Origin of the sequence: Mycolicibacterium confluentis (assembly GCF_010729895.1) — a bacterium.
GTDB lineage: Bacteria > Actinomycetota > Actinomycetes > Mycobacteriales > Mycobacteriaceae > Mycobacterium > Mycobacterium confluentis.
Genome location: NZ_AP022612.1, coordinates 4,973,070 through 4,988,899, shown reverse-complemented (window position 1 = coordinate 4,988,899; position 15,830 = coordinate 4,973,070). Strand labels below are relative to the sequence as shown.

Sequence of the window (15,830 nt, the reverse complement as noted above, 5' to 3'; positions counted from 1 at the left end):
AGCCTCGCAGGTCAGACGCAGTAGCACGGGAAGCGAAAACAGTGAGGTGCTTGATGCCAGAAGATTCCGATATCGCCGAAGAACTGATCGCCAACCCCTCGTGTGTCGTCGAGGAACAGTGGATCGACCAGGTCGTCGTGGTATCCGCTGCCGGCACGGTCGACATGCTGACTTCGCCACAGCTTGAAGAGCGAATCTCTGCGGTGCTCGAGCGGAAGCCCTCCGCGTTGGTGGTCAATCTCACAGATGTCGAGTTCCTGGCCTCGGCCGGGATGAGTGTTCTGATCGCCGCTCACCAGAAGGCAAGTCCAAGTGTCGGATTCGCGGTCGTCGCAGATGGCCCGGTTACGGGACGCCCGCTGAAACTCGTGGGAATCGCAGACATCGTTGACGTGTATCCGAATCTTGATGAGGCACTGGCAAAGCTGGCCGCGTAGTGGCTGAGGAAATCGGGTAGACCACCACCGCTATGACAGCCGCTGAGACTCTCGAACACTGTGTTGTTGCCGACGCTGCGCGCGTCGGTCAGGTGCGTGAGGAGTTCAGCCGCTGGCTCCGACAGTTCGACCTCAGTCCAGACCGGCACAACGACCTCGTGCTTGCGGTCAACGAGGCGCTGGCCAACGCGGCCGAGTTCGCCTACGTGCGCCATTCGGCGCCCGGCGAGGTCCGACTCGTGGCCAGATTTGACGCGCCGTCCCGGTCGATCTCCGTGAGGATCTCCGACGACGGGAACTGGCGCGAGCCGACCAGCAGTGACATCCCTGCGCTCCGTGGGCGCGGGATTCCGCTGATGCGGTCCCTGGCCGACGACGCCGACATCGAGCGTTCCCCGCACGGTACGACCGTCCGGATGCGCTTCGACCGGGTCGGCGACAACATGACGGAGCGGTCCTCCGTCCTTCAGTGATTTTTGTTTAGACCACCTCCGCTTGGGGTACAAGCGCCAGGACTGCGATCGGCGTCACCTGGGAGGTGGGATATGACTGTTGCTCGTCTTGGGCAGCTTCCCGCCTGCCTCGTCACCGCAACGACTCCGCACCGCCGTCTATCGATCGTCGGGAGGCGCAGGGCGGACTTCTCGATGATCACTGCCACCGGCGAGATAGACACTGCCAATGCGCGGTTGTTCGCCGACCACGTGATGGAGCTTGCGCACGGTTGTTCCTCAGTCCTGCTCGACCTCAGTGGTGTGACCTTCCTGGCGCTTGATGGCATGACCGCGCTGTACGCGATCAGGGCTGACCTGGCGCGAACCGCGGTCGACTGGTCGCTGATGCCGGGCCCGGCGGTGTCGCGCGTACTGGCACTGTGCGACCCCGAGGGGTTGGTGCCCACCGTCGACGAGGCCCCGGAGCGGATCGCCGGCTGATCCAGCCTGCCCACTGCCGACTCCGCGCGGCCAAATCGTGACTTTACATATCAAGGCCTGAATGTCACGCTTCCTTATCGGGAACATCGCGCCCGAAACGGGAGGTTCGATCGATGACAGCCGTGCCAGTCGTGCAGGACGAACCCATCTCCGGCCCTGCCGACGGCAACTCGCTGAAGTATCAGCTTGCCGTGCTTGCGCCGTCAGTCGCCGACGCGGTCGCGTACTCGGGCGGCTGGCTGTTCGACCGCGTGATGGCGGGGTGGGAGGTCAGCGTGTTGATCCCCGGCCTCGACGACGCGAGTCCCACCGTGCGTCCGCTGGAGATCCTGGGTGCGCGGGCATACAACCTCGACGTGGCCCTGGAATCAGCGTGCGGTCTGCGTCCTGACGCGATCGCGGTCGCCGCCGACATCTTCACCGGCGATCGGCGCGTCAACCGAGAGGTCACGGCGGCCCTGCGTCGGCGATCCGTCGAGGTGTCCTTCTGGGGCGACATGACGCCGGCGTCCGTCAGCGAGGGCACCGAGGTTGAACCGGTCGAGCATCCGTTGACCGCGGCGGCGCGCGCGTTCAAGAGCCACGCCCTGGCGCTCGCCTCGGCGGCGTCAGGTGCCGTCGGGCGCACCGAGAAGTTCTTCGCGATCGGCACGCCCCACCGCGAGTGGTGAATCAGCCCAGACGAGCACGCAATTCGCGCTTGAGCACCTTTCCGTAGCTGTTCTTCGGCAGGTCATCGACGAACAGATAGCGCTTCGGACGTTTGAAGCGGGCGATCCGCTCCAGCAGGTGGGCGTCGAGCACACCTTTGTCGGCCGTCCCGACCACGAACGCGACCACAATCTCGCCCCACTCCGGATCGGGCGCTCCGACGACGCAGGCCTCGCGCACGTCGGGATGTTCGAGCAGAACCTCCTCGACCTCGCGTGGGTAGATGTTGCTTCCACCGCTGATCACCACGTCCTTGGAGCGGTCTCGCAGGGTCAGGTGTCCGCGGTTGTCGAAGGAGCCCAAATCCCCGGTGTGCAGCCAACCCCCGGCCAGCGCCTCCGCGGTTGCGGTCGGGTTGTTCCAGTACCCCGACATGACGACATCGCCGCGGCACACGATCTCGCCGATCTCGCCGGGCCCGAGCGGGGATCCGTCCGGGCCCACGACCTCGACCTCGACGCCCGAACGGGTGTAGCCGACCGAGCCGAGGACCGCGTCGTCGGCCGACACATGGTCGGCTCGGGGCAACCCGGTGATCGTCATGGGGGACTCGCCCTGTCCGTAGATCTGGGCGAAGATCGGCCCGAATGCCGCCATGGCCTTCTTGAGGCTGTCGACGTACATCGGTCCGCCGCCGTACACGACGGTGCGCAGGTTGTCGGGCGCTGACCGGCCGGTGTCCACCAGCCGCTGCACCATGGTCGGAGCCAGGAACGCGGCGCAGCGGGGATGCGCGCTGCACAGGTTGAGGAACTCGTCGGCGTCGAACATGCCGGAGGCCGGAATGACCTGCCGCGCACCGCGTGAGACGTAGGCCGGGATGTACAGCCCGGAACCGTGTGACATCGGCGCGGCGTGGATCAGGCTCGAGTTGTGGTCGGGGGAGTCGATGTCGGCCAGGTGCGCGAGCGTCATCGCCGTGAGGCTGCGGTGGGACAGCATCGCGCCCTTGGACTTGCCGGTGGTGCCGCTGGTGTAGAACAGCCATGCCAGCGCGGACGGATCCGCCGACGGTCCGGACGAAGGCTCGGCATCGAAGCGGTCGAGATAGGCCGGGGTGCCGAAAACGTCAATGGGGGTGTTGGCCAACGGCGACAGGGATTCGGCGATCTTGGGGGAGGCGAACACCGCGGCGGCACCGGAGTCCCCCAGGATGTCGACCATCTCCCGCGGGTGCAGCTTGAAATTGATCGGCACGACGACGCAGTCGGCGGCCCAGATGCCGAACAACACCTCGAGCAGTTCGGGCCGGTTCTCACTGGCGAGCGCGACCCGGCTGCCGGGTGCGACGGACCGCCGCAGCGAGGACGCCAATCGCAGTGCGCGGTCGCGAAGTTCGGAAAATGTGCACTGCTGCTCGGTGCCGAGGTACACCGCGCCGTGGTCGGGAAAACGCGTGGCTGCGTTGTCCAGCACGCCGAAGATGTTCACCGGGGCACCCACTGAGAATCGAGTGCGAAGTCCGAGAGGTACTTGGTCGAACTCCACCCGCCGTCGACCACGATGGTCTGCCCGTTGATGAATGAGCCACCCGGCGAGCACAGGAAGGCCACCGTGGACGCGATGTCCTCGACCCGGCCGAGACGTTGGTGCGGGGTCATCTCGGTGTTGATCTTGCGGAAGCGTTCGTCCTCCAGGCGGTGCTCGACCATTGGAGTGATGGTGACCCCGGGGGCGACGGCGTTGCAGCGGATTCCCTGCGGCCCATACTGACACGCGATGTGCGTGGTCAGCGCGGTCAGCCCACCCTTGGCCGCCGAATAGGCGCCTCCACGCAGGCCACCCACGACGGCGAACGTGGAGGTGATGTTGATGATCGCCGACCCCTCCCGCATGTGCGGAATGACGTCGCGCGCCAATCGGAATGGCGCCCGCAGCATGAGACCCAGGAAGTGATCGAGGGATTCGTCGTCGGTCTCGTGTAGCGGTTTGGGGCTTCCGACGCCGGCGTTGTTGATCAGGAAGTCAATGCGCCCCCAGCGCTGGATCGCAGCCTCGACGATCCGCGTGGGCGCGTCGTCGGCCGTGAGGTCGACCGCGATGGTGCCCACCCGGTCCGGGTCGCCCGTGCTCTGCGCCACCGCATCGCGCAGGGCCGCCAGCCGATCCTCATCGCGGCCGGTGCCCAGGACGGCGATCCCCTGCTGGGCAAGCGCTGTGGCGCAGCCGAATCCGATGCCGCTGCTGGCTCCCGTGACTATCGCTACCTGCATGGGTTGTTCCTCTCAGTTCGGCTCGGCCAGAGCCGCCCGGATCCGGTGTTTGAGTACCTTGCCCGCATCGTTCTTGGGAAGCGCATCCCAGACGACCACCTGTTCGGGGACTTTGAACCGGGCCACGCCGGCGGCCACCAGGACGTCGTGCAGGCGTGCGAGGTCGGGCGGGGAGCCGTCGGGTACGACCACCGCGCAGGCGCGTTCGCCGGTGCGAGGATCGGGCAGTCCGACTATCGCGATCTCGGCGATGCCGGGTTCGGTGATGAGGATGTCCTCGATCTCTTTGGGAGAGATGTTCTCACCGTTTCGGATGATGATGTCCTTGGCGCGTCCGGTCACCATGAGGTAGTCGCCGTCGACCCATTCGCCGAGGTCTCCCGTGCGGAAGTAGCCGTCGGTGTCGAAGGCCTCGGTGTTGTCCTCGGCATGCAGATACCCGAGCAGCATCTGCGCCCCGCGGGCCCTGATCTCGCCGTCGATGATCACGACGTCGGCGATGCCGGGGCGGCCGTCGGTGTCCGCGGCGTGGTCGGTGTCACCGGGCGTGCACGCGCCCACCGTGGTGACCGGCACCTCGGTGGACCCGTACACCCGGCTGACCAGAGCGCGGTCGAAATACTCCGTCGCACTGCGGATCAACGACGGTGGCACTGAGGCGCCGCCGCAGATGAAGACCTTCAGATCGGGCAGCCTGGTTCCGGCGCGGCGCGCGGCGTCGAGCAGTTGGGTCAGAAACGGCGTGGCACCGGCCATGTGTGTGCAGCGGTGTGCGGTCATGAGCGCCACCGCGTCGTCGGCGTCCCATCTGTCCATGAGCACCGCGGTGGTACCCAGCAGCAGCGGGCACTCGAATGCGTAGATGGACCCGCCGATGTGCGCGATCGGCGACGGCACCAGGAAACGATCCCCGGGTGTGATGTGCCAGTTGTCGCGCAGTTGGCAGATCAGTGCGTGCAGCGAATTGTGGCTGTGCAGCACCCCTTTGGCGCGGCCCGTGGTGCCCGAGGTGTAGAGGATCATACGGACGGCGTCGGGATCGAGCTGTGGAAGCCGCAGGCCGGTGCCCGAATCGCGGAACAGGTCGGCGTAGGGCATGTGCCCGTCGCCGCGCACCACCACGACTTCCGGGGGGTCGCTCACCTCGGTGACGACGCGGGCGAGCATGGCGGCGTAGTCGTGACCGCGGAACTCGGAGGGCACGAAGATCATTCGAGAGTCGGCGTCGTCCAGGATGAACCGCAGTTCGTGGTCGCGCAGCGACGGCAGGATGGGGTTGACCACCATGCCGGCCAACGTCGCTCCCAGATAGACCACGGCGGCTTCGTGCCAGTTGGGCAGCATGAACGACACCACGCTGCCCACCGGCATCCGGGCCACGAGTGCCTGCGCCAGGGTGTCGGCCTGGCGCAGCAGCGTCGCGCAGTCCAGACGCACGTCCCCGTCGACGATCAGGACGCGGTCCGGGGTGGCCTCGGCGGCCTCGCGCAGCGTGTCGGCCAGTGTGGTCGACACCCACCATTCGTGCCGATGTGCTGACTCCCGGATGTCCTCGGTGACCGGCACCCGCGTCATCCCTTCACCCGGCGCAGAGTCATCGAGTAGCGGTAGCGGGACGCCGGATGTGTGTTGATCGTGACCTGCGCGGTTTCACCGTCAGAGGTGGTGTAGGTGCGGCGCACCTCAAGGGCGGCCGTGCCGGGGTCCACATCGAGGCGTGCGGCCAGGTCGGTGCGCATCAGCACGGCCGAGATCTCCTGGTGCACTTCGACGATGCTGCGGCCGAACATGTCCTCGATGAGCGGGAAGATGGGGCCGTTGTGCCGTTGCAGCATTCGGCCCACGGCCGCGAACGACCGATTGATGTAGTACTCCGTGAAGCACACCGGGTTGGGGGCGCCCTCGACCTGCCGGTAGCCACCGACCGCGAGCCACTCCTCGCCGACCGTCAGACCGGTGCGCGCCGCGAGGTCGGCGTCCACGGTCAGCATCTTGTTGGCGTTGATGACGAAGCGCGCACCCGTCGCGAAGGCCATCAGGTCGTCGATCGACATGACGTCCTGGGCGTACGAACTCGTCGACGTGCGGGGCACCACCATCGTGCCGGCGCGGGGGCGCGACGCGATCAGGTTGTCGTCGCGCAGTCGGCGCAACGCCTCGCGCACGGTGTAGCGGCTCACCGAGAAGCGTTCACACAGGGCATGTTCGGTGGGGAGCTGCGAGCCGACAGGGTAGATCCCGTCGACGATCTCCTGCCGCAGCACGCGCGCCACCTGAAGGTAGCGGGGATCCGTCGAGGAGTTCTGCGTCGTCATGGGGTGTCAGGTGCCGACCGGGCGCAGTGCCAGGACGCTGCCGTCACCGTCGGCCGAGACGTACAGGGTGCCGTCGGGGGCGGCGGTGATACCCGCGAAGGGGCCCTGTGGGCCGGAGAACGGCGGCATGCCGAGCAGGGGTTTGGGCGTCACTCCCGGTGCGGCGCCCACCGGCAGACCCGCGGCGATCACGCTGGATGACCCGCTGGCGGGATCGAATTCGACCACCGACTTGGTGCCGGCGTCGACGACGAAGACGCGACCCCTGCGTGTCGTGATGCCCTGCGGCGTCACGAGGCCGTCGAGCACGGTGTTGGTCGTGCCGGACGACACTCGCGTCACCCGGCCCGCACCGGACTCGGTGACCAGCACCGAACCGTCGGATTCGACCAGCACACCGACCGGTCCCTGCAGGCCTGTCGCCAGCACCTCAACGTCGGCGCCCTGCACCGACAGCAGCCGCCCGGTGCCGAATTCGGCGACCACGGCCGCACCGTCTGGGGTCAGGTCCACGCCGTAGAGCTGATCGAAACCGTCAGCCAGGTAATCGGTTTCACCCGCAGCGGGCCGGAAGCGGGCCACCTGACCGCCGGAAGTGGTCACCACGAACTCGTCGGGGCCCGCGGGCGCCAGGCCGCGCAGGAACCCGGGATACCCAGGGGTGAAGAGCATCCCGACGGTGTGCAGCGTCCCATCGCGCAGCACGTAGAAGTAGGTGCCGTCCGCGACGTACAACTGGCCGTCGGCTCCGATGGCCAGGTCCAACGGCCAGTTGAGCCCGCCGGGCAGCAGCGTGTCGGTCCGGCCGTCGAGGATTTCGGTGATCTCACCGGTGAAGTTGGAGACGAACAGGCGGCCGTCGGCGAAGGTCAGGTTGTCCAGCCCGGGCGACAGGGTCGCCAGCACGCTCTGTTCACCGGTGCGCGGGTCGATTCGCAGCACCTGGCCGCTGGCGACCTGCGTCGAGACGATCTTCCCGGCGCTGTCGAACTTCACCGCGTCGGGCACGCCGAGGCCCGTGGCCACGGTTTCGGGTTGACCGCCGTCGGGATCGATCCGCCAGATCTCGTTGGCGCCCATCACCGGGAAGTAGAGCAGTCCGTCGGGGCCCACCTCCATGGCGTTGGGGGAGGGGACGTTGTCCAGCAGCAGTCGCGGTTGGCCGCCGTTGAGGTCGAGTTCGAAGATCCGACCGCCTTCGCGGCATTCACCGACGAACAGGCGGCCGTTGTGGAACGTGATGCCGTTGGCGCATGGCATGTCGTCGCGAAGCACGCGGGACCGGCCTGAGCCGGACATGTCGAGCACGCTGACTCGACCGTTCATGACCTCGGTGGCGTACAGCGCTCCCGACGGATCGAAGGCGACATCGTCGGGCGCGACGATGTCGCCGCCCTTGGCGCTGACCGTCTCGACGTCGCCGGTGCCGAGGTTCACCGCGCTGATCTGACTGCCGGTGACCTGAGCGACGTAGACCCGGCCGTCCGGGCCCGTACGCAAGCCGTTGGCGCCGAACAGTCGACTGGGCGGGGTGAGCCGGTCCACCCGCCATCCGGCGGCCGCTTCGGAGTGCTGCGGAAATGGGCCTGAGCGGGTCATCTGTCCGGCATTCACGGCTCGGACACTATCAATCCAGTCTGGTCCAGACAATAGCGTCTGCATGGGGTGAATTTCGGTCTTGACGGGCGGACGAACTGTAGAGAATGATGTTCTCAAATGAGTGCACACGCATTTTATGTCCAGACAATTAGCGGCTGGTGCTGACGGGTGAGGTCTGTGACGAACGAGCTGTTGGGGCTGGACGGCCGCGTGGTGATCGTGTCTGGCGCCGCTGGTGGCGGCATCGGCACGACGGTCACTCGGATGGTGGCCGGTGCGGGCGCCACCGTCGTCGCGGTCAGCAGGTCCAAGGAGAACCTGGATCAGCACGTCGCACCGCTGGTCGATGAGGGGCTGAAGGTCATCCCGGTCGCCGCTGACGCGGGCACCGATGAGGGCATCGACGCCGCGCTCGAGGCCGCCCGGAATGCCGACGGCCAGATGTACGGACTGGTCAACGTGGCCGGGGGCGCCGGGCCGCAGACCTGGATGCCGTCCACCCGGGTCAGCCGGTCCGACTGGCGCGCACTGTTCGCCCAGAACCTCGAGACGATGTTCTTCATGAGCCAGGCCGTGGCCGCCGAACTGCGCGCCGGCGCGCTGCCCGGTTCGATCGTGTCGATCTCCTCCATCAGCGGCATCAACACCGCGCCGTTCCACGTCGCCTACGGCACCGCCAAGGCCGCCGTCGTCGCGGCCACCCGCACCATGGCCGTCGAATTGGCCGCGGACAACATTCGCATCAACGCCGTCGCACCCGGCGTCACCGAGACCCCCGCGTCGGGCACCTACGTCGACGCCGACCCGGACCGCGATCGTCGCGCGATCGCCATGGGACGCCGTGGCCGGCCCGAGGAGCAGGCGGGCGCGATCCTCTTCCTGCTCTCGGAACTGTCGAGCTACATCACCGGACAGACCCTGTTGGTCGACGGGGGACTGAACCTGCGCTGGACACATCTCGGCGCGGACAACACGTCGCTGTTCCTCAAGGACGAATCGTTCCGTGCGGCCATAACCAGTTGGGAGGCAACGTGACCGACACCGAGATCCCCGCGATCGATCACGCGGAGGAACTGTCAGAGCCCGTGACCATTCCGGTCGACGCCTACATCTCACCGGAGTACGCCCGCGCAGAACGGGACCGGCTGTGGCGCAAGGTGTGGCAGCAGGTCGGCCGCGTCGAGGACCTGCCCGAGGTCGGGAGTTACCTGACCTACGACATCCTCGACGACTCGATCATCGTGGTGCGCACCGGGCCGAATGAGTTCGCGGCCCATCACAACGTGTGCATGCACCGCGGCCGTCGCCTTATCGACGTGCCTGCCGGAGCCAAGAACGCTGTGGGACGGGCCCGCAAGTCGTTTGTGTGTGGGTTTCACGGGTGGACCTACGGACTGGACGGGGCGTGCACGCACATCCGTGAGCAGGACGACTGGAAAGGCACGTTGACACCGGCCAACACCCATCTGGCCAGGGTCAGCGTGGACACCTGGGGCGGCTGGCTGTGGATCAACATGGATCCCGACTGCGAACCGCTGGCCGACTACCTGTTCCCCGCCGCCAAGATCCTCGACCCGTTCGGGCTGGAGAACATGCGCTGCAAGTGGCGAAAATGGCTGTATTTCGACTGCAACTGGAAGGTCGCGCTGGAGGCGTTCAACGAGACCTACCACGTGTTCACCACGCACCCGGAGTTCAACAAGTTCGGCGAATTCAAGGGCTGGGCCAAGGCGCAGGGCAAGCACAGCAACATCGGCTACGACGCCCCGAAGAACATGGAGGCCACCAAGTCCAAGATCCGCCTGGGCACCGGTGACGACCCCCGCGTCTCCACCGCGGAGATGCAGATGTACACCTGGGAGCAGACCAACGCGACCACCACCGAGACGCTGGTGAACGCCGCCAAGCGCCTGGTCGACGAGCTGCCCGAGGGCACGCCGCCGGACAAGGTGCTCGAACACTGGCTGTCCTCGGCCCGGCGCGACGACGAGGCCCGCGGTGTCGTCTGGCCGACCATTCCGGCCGACATCCTCGGACAGGCCGGCACTGCCTGGCAGATCTTCCCGAACTTCCAGATCGGCCAGGGCCTGACCACCGCGCTGTGCTACAGCGCGCGGCCCGACCCGAGCTACGACCCGAACAAGTGCATCTTCGAGGTGGCCACCCTGGAGCTGTACCCGAAAGGTCAAGAACCACAGACCGAATGGGAGTACACCCCGCAGGACAGCCCGAACTGGCTGTCGGTGCTGCCCCAGGACTTCTCCAACATGGCGGCCGTGCAGCAGGGCATGAAGTCGGCGGGCTTCCCGGGCACCCTGCCCAACCCATATCGCGAACGCAGCACCGTCAACCTGCACCACCAACTGTCCAAGTACATGGGCACCGGCGAGCCGCGCCCCCGCTAGCGACTTCGGCGCGCTTTCCGGAACTCACCGCCGGTTATCGCGCCCAAAACGAAGGAGAAGCATGAAAGTCAATCTGGGGACGGGAGCGCAGAACTCCCGCGATTGGGAGCGCGTACTCGCCGGGGATTTCAGCAGCCCACCGGCAACGCCGGACTACCAATGCGTGCAGGCCGCGCTGGCGCTCGGTGATCTCGCGGAGCCATTGGGCTTCGACGGCATCTGGTTCCCCGAGCACCAGGGCACGCCATACGGCATGACGCCCAACCCCATTCAGGCGTTGACCTACTTCGCTGCCCGCACCGAGCGGGTCAGCCTGGGCACGTTCGTCGCGGTGGCACCGTGGTGGAATCCGGTCCGGTTGGCGCACCAGATCGCCTACCTCGACATCGTCTCCAACGGCCGCTACAACACGATCGGCATTGGCCGTGGGGTGTCCAAGAGTGAGTTCGATGCCGTCGGCGTGCCGCGCGAGCAGAGTCGGCAGCGGTTCAACGAGACGCTCGACATCCTGGAGTTGGCCTTCAGCGGTGAGCGGTTCTCCTACGACGGTGAGATCTTCTCCTTCCCCGAGATGTCACTGCGCCCCGAACCGATCAGCAAGGACCTGTTCTCGCGGATCTACAGTTCGTCGTCGACGGCCGAATCGCTGGAGATCCTGTCCCGACGCGGGATGGTGCCGCTGTTCGTCGGCAACAAGCCGATCTGGGATGCCGGCGAAGAGGTGCGGAAGGTCAACACGTTCCGCGCCGAGGAGGGCTTCGAGCCCTGTCAGCCCAAGAACGTGATGTTCATGTACTGCACTCCCAAGGAGGACGAGAAGCTCGCGGCGCTGACCGAGGAGTGGATTTGGACCGCCAACCGTGACGTCAACGTGCACTACGGCTTCGCCGACGCGTCGAACTTCAAGGGCGTCAAGGGTTATGAGTCCTACGCGGCTCGCGAGGCCACCGCGACCGCGGTGCTGGCGTCCGCGGTGACCGGCGACCAGAAGAAGGGCGGCCCGCCCGGATACCACGCCTCCAACCTGTTGATCGGGACCCCCGAGGTGGTGTTCGAGAAGCTCAAGGCCGCGCAGGAGGCGTGCTCGTTCTCCGAGGTCACCATCGTCCCGCAGTTCGGCACCATGCCCTATGAGGACGCCATGGACAGCGTCAAGCTGTTCGCACAGGAGGTGCTGCCCGCCGTGCATGAGATGGCGGCGCCCCTGCACGCCGCCGCACTGCCGGAGGGAGCCAACGCATGACGACCGTTGAGAACGGCTGCGGTCCCACCGAGACGCCCACCGACATCGACATCGACGCCCTGCGGGACAAGTACCGCGCCGAGCGCGAGAAGCGCCTGCGCAAGGAGGGTTCCAAGCAGTACATCGAGACCACGGGCCAATACGCGGGATTCGCCGAGGCCGACCCCCACACGCCGTTCGTCGAGCGTGACGTGATCGACACCGACATCGACGTGGCCGTCCTCGGTGGCGGCTTCGCGGGACTGCTGTGCGGCGCCTACCTGAAGAAGGCCGGCGTCGAGGATGTGCACATCATCGAGCAGGGCGGCGACTTCGGTGGGGTGTGGTACTGGAACCGTTATCCGGGAATCCAGTGTGACAACGAATCCTATTGCTACGTCCCGCTGCTGGAAGAGCTCGACTTCATACCGAGCAAGAAGTTCGCCGACGGCGCCGAGATCTACCAGCACTGCCGCAACATCGGCAAGCACTTCGGCCTGTACGACGGCGCGATCTTCTCCACCCAGGTCCGCGACCTGAAATGGGACGACAGCATCAACCGCTGGCGGATCAGCACCAACCGCGGTGACGACATCCGCGCCCGTTTCGTGGTGCTTGCCTCCGGTTCGTTCAACCGGCCCAAACTTCCCGGCATCCCGGGCATCAAGGAGTTCGTCGACGCGGGCGGACACATCTTCCACTCCTCGCGGTGGGACTACGACTACACCGGCGGAGACGCCAGCGGCGGGTTGGAGAAGCTCGCCGACAAGAAGGTCGCCCTGATCGGCACGGGTGCCACCGGCGTGCAGTTGGTGCCATTCCTGGGCCGAGATTCCCAGCACCTCTACGTCTTCCAGCGCACACCGTCGACCGTCGACGAGCGCAACAACTCGCCGACGGACCCGGAGTGGGCGAAGAACCTGCAACCCGGGTGGCAGAAGGAGCGCCAGCGCAACTTCCACTCCTGGACGTTCGAGGGCATGGCGCTGGGCCAACCCGACCTGGTGTGCGACTTCTGGACCGAGCTGGGCCGCAACACCGCTGCCCGCGTGCTGGCACTGCCCGACCCCGCCTCGATGACGCCCGAGCAGTTCATGGGCATCCGCGAGGAGGAGGACTACAAGCTCATGGAGCGGTTGCGCCGCCGGATCGAGGCCCTGGTGGACGACCCGGACACCGCGGAGTCGCTCAAGCCGTACTACCGATTCCTGTGCAAGCGGCCATGTTCCAACGACGACTACCTGCAGACGTTCAACCGCCCCAACGTCACGCTGGTGGACGTCTCGGAGACCAAGGGTGTCGAACGGATCACCGACAAGGGACTCGTGGCCAACGGGCAGGAGTTCGAGGTCGACTGCATCATCTTCGCGAGCGGGTTCGAGATCACGACCGAGATCAGCCGTCGCTATGCGATCGACACCGTCGAGGGCCGGGACGGGGTGTCGCTGTACGACAACTGGGCGCACGGCTATCGGACCCTGCACGGAATGACCAGTCGAGGCTTCCCAAATCAGTTCTTCACCGGGTTCACCCAGGTGGGAATCTCGGCCAACATCTCGGCCAACTACGAACTGCAGGGCGAGCACATCGCGTACATCATCGCCGAAGCGCTGGACCGTGGCGCGACCACGGTCGAACCCACCGAGGAGGCCCAGGCCGCCTGGGGCGCCACGATTCGTGAGACCGCGGTCGACACCTCGGCGTTTGATGCCGAGTGCACACCGGGGTACTACAACAACGAAGGCGGAGGCCAGGGGGAGGACGCGGGTGAGGGCATCCGTTCGCACCTCGGCGAACCGTACGGTCCCGGCTTCTACGCGTTCGGTGAGCTGCTGCGGGAGTGGCGTGACAAGGGCGACCTCGATGGTCTCGTCCTCCGCACCTGAGTTGCGGTTCGACGGCCGGGTCGCCGCCGTCACCGGCGCGGGCCGCGGGTTGGGCCGCGAGTACGCGCTGCTGCTGGCGTCGCGCGGGGCCAAGGTGGTGGTCAACGACGTCGGAGGATCGCTGACCGGTGCGGGCGCCGACACCGGACCGGCGCAGGAGGTGGTCGAGGAGATCATCCTGGCCGGTGGAGAAGCCGTCGCCTCCTCGGCGTCGGTGGCGACTCCCGAGGGCGGAAAGGCGATCATCGACGCCGCGCTGGAGAACTACGGCCGGCTCGACATCCTGATTCACAACGCGGGCAACGTCCGTCGCGCCCCGCTGGCGCAGATGTCCTACGAGGACTTCGATGCCGTGCTTGATGTGCACCTGCGCGGGGCCTTCCATGTGGTCCGCCCCGCGTTCGCGCACATGACGCAGGCAGGTTACGGCCGCCTGGTCCTGACGTCCTCAATCGGTGGCCTCTACGGCAACCACGACGTCGCCAACTACGGCGCGGCCAAGGCCGGGATCATCGGGCTGTCCAACGTCGCGGCGCTCGAGGGTGCGGCGGCGAACGTCACGTGCAACGTCATCGTGCCCGGGGCCGTCACCCGCATGGCCGAAGGCCTCGACACGTCGGCGTATCCGCCGATGGGCGCCGACCTCGTCGCGCCTACGGCCGGCTGGCTCGCGCACGAAACCTGCTCGGTCACAGGCGAGATCCTGATCGCCATCGCAGGCCGGGTGGCCCGCGCCTACATCGCTGAGACGCAGGGCGTCCACCGTCCGTCGTGGACCATGGAAGAGGTCGCGGCGGAGATGGCCGCCATCCGTGACACCGCGGAGCAGGTCGTGTTCCCCGTGGTCCCGGACGGGCACACTGACCACATCCGGTACAGCTTCGGCATGGCCGCGCAGACGGTGTCCCATGACTAGCCCGGGGCCGCTGCAGGGCGTGCGCGTGGTCGACCTGACCGCGATGGTGATGGGCCCATACTGCACGCAGATCATGGCCGACATGGGCGCCGACGTCATCAAAATCGAACCGCCGCAGGGTGATAACACCAGGTACATCTCGGTGGGACCCGCACCCGGATTGAGCGGCGTGTTCGTCAACGTCAACCGCGGCAAACGCAGCGTGGTGCTCGACCTGCGCACTGACGCCGGCCGGGACGCGCTGCGCGCGCTGATCGGCACCGCGGATGTGTTCATCCACTCGATGCGCGCGAAGGCGGTTGACAAGCTGGGCTTCTCGTACGACGAGGTCGCGGCGATCAACCCGAACATCATCTACACCAACTGTTACGGGTACGGCAGACGCGGCCCCGAAGCTGACCGCCCCGCCTACGACGACACCATTCAGGCCGAATGCGGGATCCCCGCCGTCCAGGAGCAGTTGACGGGCGAGGCCAACTACGTCGGCACCATCATGGCCGACAAGGTCGCCGGCCTGACCGCTCTCTACGCGACGATGATGGCGCTGTTCCACCGCGAGCGCACGGGCCAGGGGCAGGAGGTCGAGGTCCCCATGTTCGAGACCATGGCCTCGTTCATGCTGGTCGAGCATGCCAACGGCGCCATGTTCGACCCTCCACTCGGACCCGCCGTCTATCCGAGGACCGTTGCGCCCAACCGCCGCCCGTATGAGACCAAGGATGGGCACATCGCGGCGCTGATCTACAACGACAAGCACTGGAATGCGTTCATCGAGGCCGTCCAACCGACGTGGAACAGCGACCTGTACGCGACGCTGGAACGCCGGGCACGGCAGATCGACACGGTCTATGGACTGGTGGCACAGACGCTCAAGGAACGCACCACCGACGAATGGCTCAAGCTGTTCAACGAACTCGAGATCCCGGCGGCGCCGATCCGCACACCGGACGCGTTGTTCGATGATCCGCATCTGGCCGCCGTCGGCCTGTTCGAAACCGTGCAGACGCCGCATGGTCCCGTACGGTTCCCGGGTGTGCCGACCTGGTTCTCCCGCACCCCCGGGCACGTGCGGGGCCCGGCACCGGAATTGGGTGCAGACACCGCCGCGGTGCTGCATGAGTTGGGCCCGACCACCACCGACGCCGAGTCCGCAGCGGGATCGGGATAGGGGACGCACACAGTGGATTTCGA

15 protein-coding genes are annotated in these 15,830 nt (G+C 66.6%); 10 read left to right on the top strand and 5 right to left on the bottom strand.

Annotated features, from left to right (window positions below; genetic code table 11):
* Nucleotides 1–53 precede the first annotated feature (53 nt).
* The 4 genes from G6N34_RS23535 to G6N34_RS23520 all read left to right on the top strand — a co-directional run bounded on the left by G6N34_RS23535 (nucleotide 54) and on the right by G6N34_RS23520 (nucleotide 2,043).
* Nucleotides 54–437: an STAS domain-containing protein gene (locus G6N34_RS23535; RefSeq protein WP_085151940.1), complete on the top strand. Its 384-nt coding sequence runs from the start codon at nucleotides 54–56 to the stop codon at nucleotides 435–437.
* A 32-nt stretch (nucleotides 438–469) separates the two neighbouring features.
* Entirely contained in the window at nucleotides 470–910 is a 441-nt protein-coding gene (locus tag G6N34_RS23530; protein WP_085151939.1) for an ATP-binding protein, read from the top strand.
* Between the two features lie 72 nt (nucleotides 911–982).
* Nucleotides 983–1,372, top strand: coding sequence for an STAS domain-containing protein (locus G6N34_RS23525; protein ID WP_085151938.1), 390 nt, complete (start codon nucleotides 983–985; stop codon nucleotides 1,370–1,372).
* Between the two features lie 113 nt (nucleotides 1,373–1,485).
* A complete protein-coding gene (locus G6N34_RS23520; RefSeq protein ID WP_234812886.1) occupies nucleotides 1,486–2,043 on the top strand; it encodes a hypothetical protein in 558 nt (185 codons plus the stop codon).
* A 1-nt stretch (nucleotide 2,044) separates the two neighbouring features.
* On the opposite strand, the gene G6N34_RS23515 is transcribed toward G6N34_RS23520, so the two are convergent.
* Genes G6N34_RS23515 through G6N34_RS23495 form a run of 5 tightly spaced genes read right to left on the bottom strand, consistent with a single transcriptional unit; the run spans nucleotide 2,045 to nucleotide 8,210 of the window.
* Entirely contained in the window at nucleotides 2,045–3,514 is a 1,470-nt protein-coding gene (locus G6N34_RS23515; RefSeq protein ID WP_085152193.1) for an AMP-binding protein, read from the bottom strand.
* Nucleotides 3,511–4,296 carry an SDR family NAD(P)-dependent oxidoreductase gene (locus tag G6N34_RS23510; RefSeq protein WP_085151937.1) on the bottom strand — a complete coding sequence of 262 codons (786 nt, stop codon included), beginning with the start codon at nucleotides 4,294–4,296 and terminating at the stop codon, nucleotides 3,511–3,513. The genes G6N34_RS23515 and G6N34_RS23510 overlap by 4 nt, the downstream gene beginning before the upstream one ends.
* A 12-nt stretch (nucleotides 4,297–4,308) precedes the next feature.
* Complete coding sequence (locus tag G6N34_RS23505; RefSeq protein WP_085151936.1) at nucleotides 4,309–5,871, bottom strand: AMP-binding protein; 1,563 nt, start codon at nucleotides 5,869–5,871, stop codon at nucleotides 4,309–4,311.
* Nucleotides 5,868–6,611, bottom strand: coding sequence for a GntR family transcriptional regulator (locus G6N34_RS23500; RefSeq protein WP_085151935.1), 744 nt, complete (start codon nucleotides 6,609–6,611; stop codon nucleotides 5,868–5,870). Before G6N34_RS23500 ends, G6N34_RS23505 begins: the two co-directional genes overlap by 4 nt.
* 6 nt (nucleotides 6,612–6,617) lie before the next feature.
* Nucleotides 6,618–8,210 carry an SMP-30/gluconolactonase/LRE family protein gene (locus G6N34_RS23495; RefSeq protein WP_085152192.1) on the bottom strand — a complete coding sequence of 531 codons (1,593 nt, stop codon included), beginning with the start codon at nucleotides 8,208–8,210 and terminating at the stop codon, nucleotides 6,618–6,620.
* Nucleotides 8,211–8,387: 177 nt separating this feature from the next.
* Here G6N34_RS23495 and G6N34_RS23490 point away from each other — a divergent pair, with 177 nt between their 5' ends.
* The 6 genes from G6N34_RS23490 to G6N34_RS23465 all read left to right on the top strand — a co-directional run bounded on the left by G6N34_RS23490 (nucleotide 8,388) and on the right by G6N34_RS23465 (nucleotide 15,807).
* On the top strand, nucleotides 8,388–9,245 hold the full coding sequence (locus tag G6N34_RS23490) for an SDR family NAD(P)-dependent oxidoreductase (protein WP_085151934.1): 858 nt from the start codon (nucleotides 8,388–8,390) through the stop codon (nucleotides 9,243–9,245).
* Nucleotides 9,242–10,615, top strand: coding sequence for an aromatic ring-hydroxylating oxygenase subunit alpha (locus G6N34_RS23485; RefSeq protein ID WP_085151933.1), 1,374 nt, complete (start codon nucleotides 9,242–9,244; stop codon nucleotides 10,613–10,615). Before G6N34_RS23490 ends, G6N34_RS23485 begins: the two co-directional genes overlap by 4 nt.
* 61 nt (nucleotides 10,616–10,676) lie before the next feature.
* Entirely contained in the window at nucleotides 10,677–11,858 is a 1,182-nt protein-coding gene (locus G6N34_RS23480; protein ID WP_085151932.1) for an LLM class flavin-dependent oxidoreductase, read from the top strand.
* A complete protein-coding gene (locus G6N34_RS23475; RefSeq protein WP_085151931.1) occupies nucleotides 11,855–13,723 on the top strand; it encodes a flavin-containing monooxygenase in 1,869 nt (622 codons plus the stop codon). The genes G6N34_RS23480 and G6N34_RS23475 overlap by 4 nt, the downstream gene beginning before the upstream one ends.
* Entirely contained in the window at nucleotides 13,701–14,639 is a 939-nt protein-coding gene (locus G6N34_RS23470) for an SDR family NAD(P)-dependent oxidoreductase (protein ID WP_085151930.1), read from the top strand. Before G6N34_RS23475 ends, G6N34_RS23470 begins: the two co-directional genes overlap by 23 nt.
* The gene (locus G6N34_RS23465; protein WP_085151929.1) at nucleotides 14,632–15,807 is read left to right on the top strand and encodes a CaiB/BaiF CoA transferase family protein; all 1,176 of its coding nucleotides are present in this window, start codon (nucleotides 14,632–14,634) and stop codon (nucleotides 15,805–15,807) included. Before G6N34_RS23470 ends, G6N34_RS23465 begins: the two co-directional genes overlap by 8 nt.
* Nucleotides 15,808–15,830 lie beyond the last annotated feature (23 nt).

What these genes read in the sequence shown, in the direction of transcription:
- G6N34_RS23500 (WP_085151935.1), bottom strand. Translation starts at nt 6,611, where the DNA reads ATGACGACGCAGAACTCCTCGACGGATCCCCGCTACCTTCAGGTGGCG.
- G6N34_RS23465 (WP_085151929.1), top strand. Translation starts at nt 14,632, where the DNA reads ATGACTAGCCCGGGGCCGCTGCAGGGCGTGCGCGTGGTCGACCTGACC.
- G6N34_RS23505 (WP_085151936.1), bottom strand. Translation starts at nt 5,871, where the DNA reads ATGACGCGGGTGCCGGTCACCGAGGACATCCGGGAGTCAGCACATCGG.
- G6N34_RS23525 (WP_085151938.1), top strand. Translation starts at nt 983, where the DNA reads ATGACTGTTGCTCGTCTTGGGCAGCTTCCCGCCTGCCTCGTCACCGCA.
- G6N34_RS23495 (WP_085152192.1), bottom strand. Translation starts at nt 8,210, where the DNA reads ATGACCCGCTCAGGCCCATTTCCGCAGCACTCCGAAGCGGCCGCCGGA.
- G6N34_RS23470 (WP_085151930.1), top strand. Translation starts at nt 13,701, where the DNA reads ATGGTCTCGTCCTCCGCACCTGAGTTGCGGTTCGACGGCCGGGTCGCC.
- G6N34_RS23475 (WP_085151931.1), top strand. Translation starts at nt 11,855, where the DNA reads ATGACGACCGTTGAGAACGGCTGCGGTCCCACCGAGACGCCCACCGAC.
- G6N34_RS23530 (WP_085151939.1), top strand. Translation starts at nt 470, where the DNA reads ATGACAGCCGCTGAGACTCTCGAACACTGTGTTGTTGCCGACGCTGCG.
- G6N34_RS23510 (WP_085151937.1), bottom strand. Translation starts at nt 4,296, where the DNA reads ATGCAGGTAGCGATAGTCACGGGAGCCAGCAGCGGCATCGGATTCGGC.
- G6N34_RS23535 (WP_085151940.1), top strand. Translation starts at nt 54, where the DNA reads ATGCCAGAAGATTCCGATATCGCCGAAGAACTGATCGCCAACCCCTCG.
- G6N34_RS23520 (WP_234812886.1), top strand. Translation starts at nt 1,486, where the DNA reads ATGACAGCCGTGCCAGTCGTGCAGGACGAACCCATCTCCGGCCCTGCC.
- G6N34_RS23480 (WP_085151932.1), top strand. Translation starts at nt 10,677, where the DNA reads ATGAAAGTCAATCTGGGGACGGGAGCGCAGAACTCCCGCGATTGGGAG.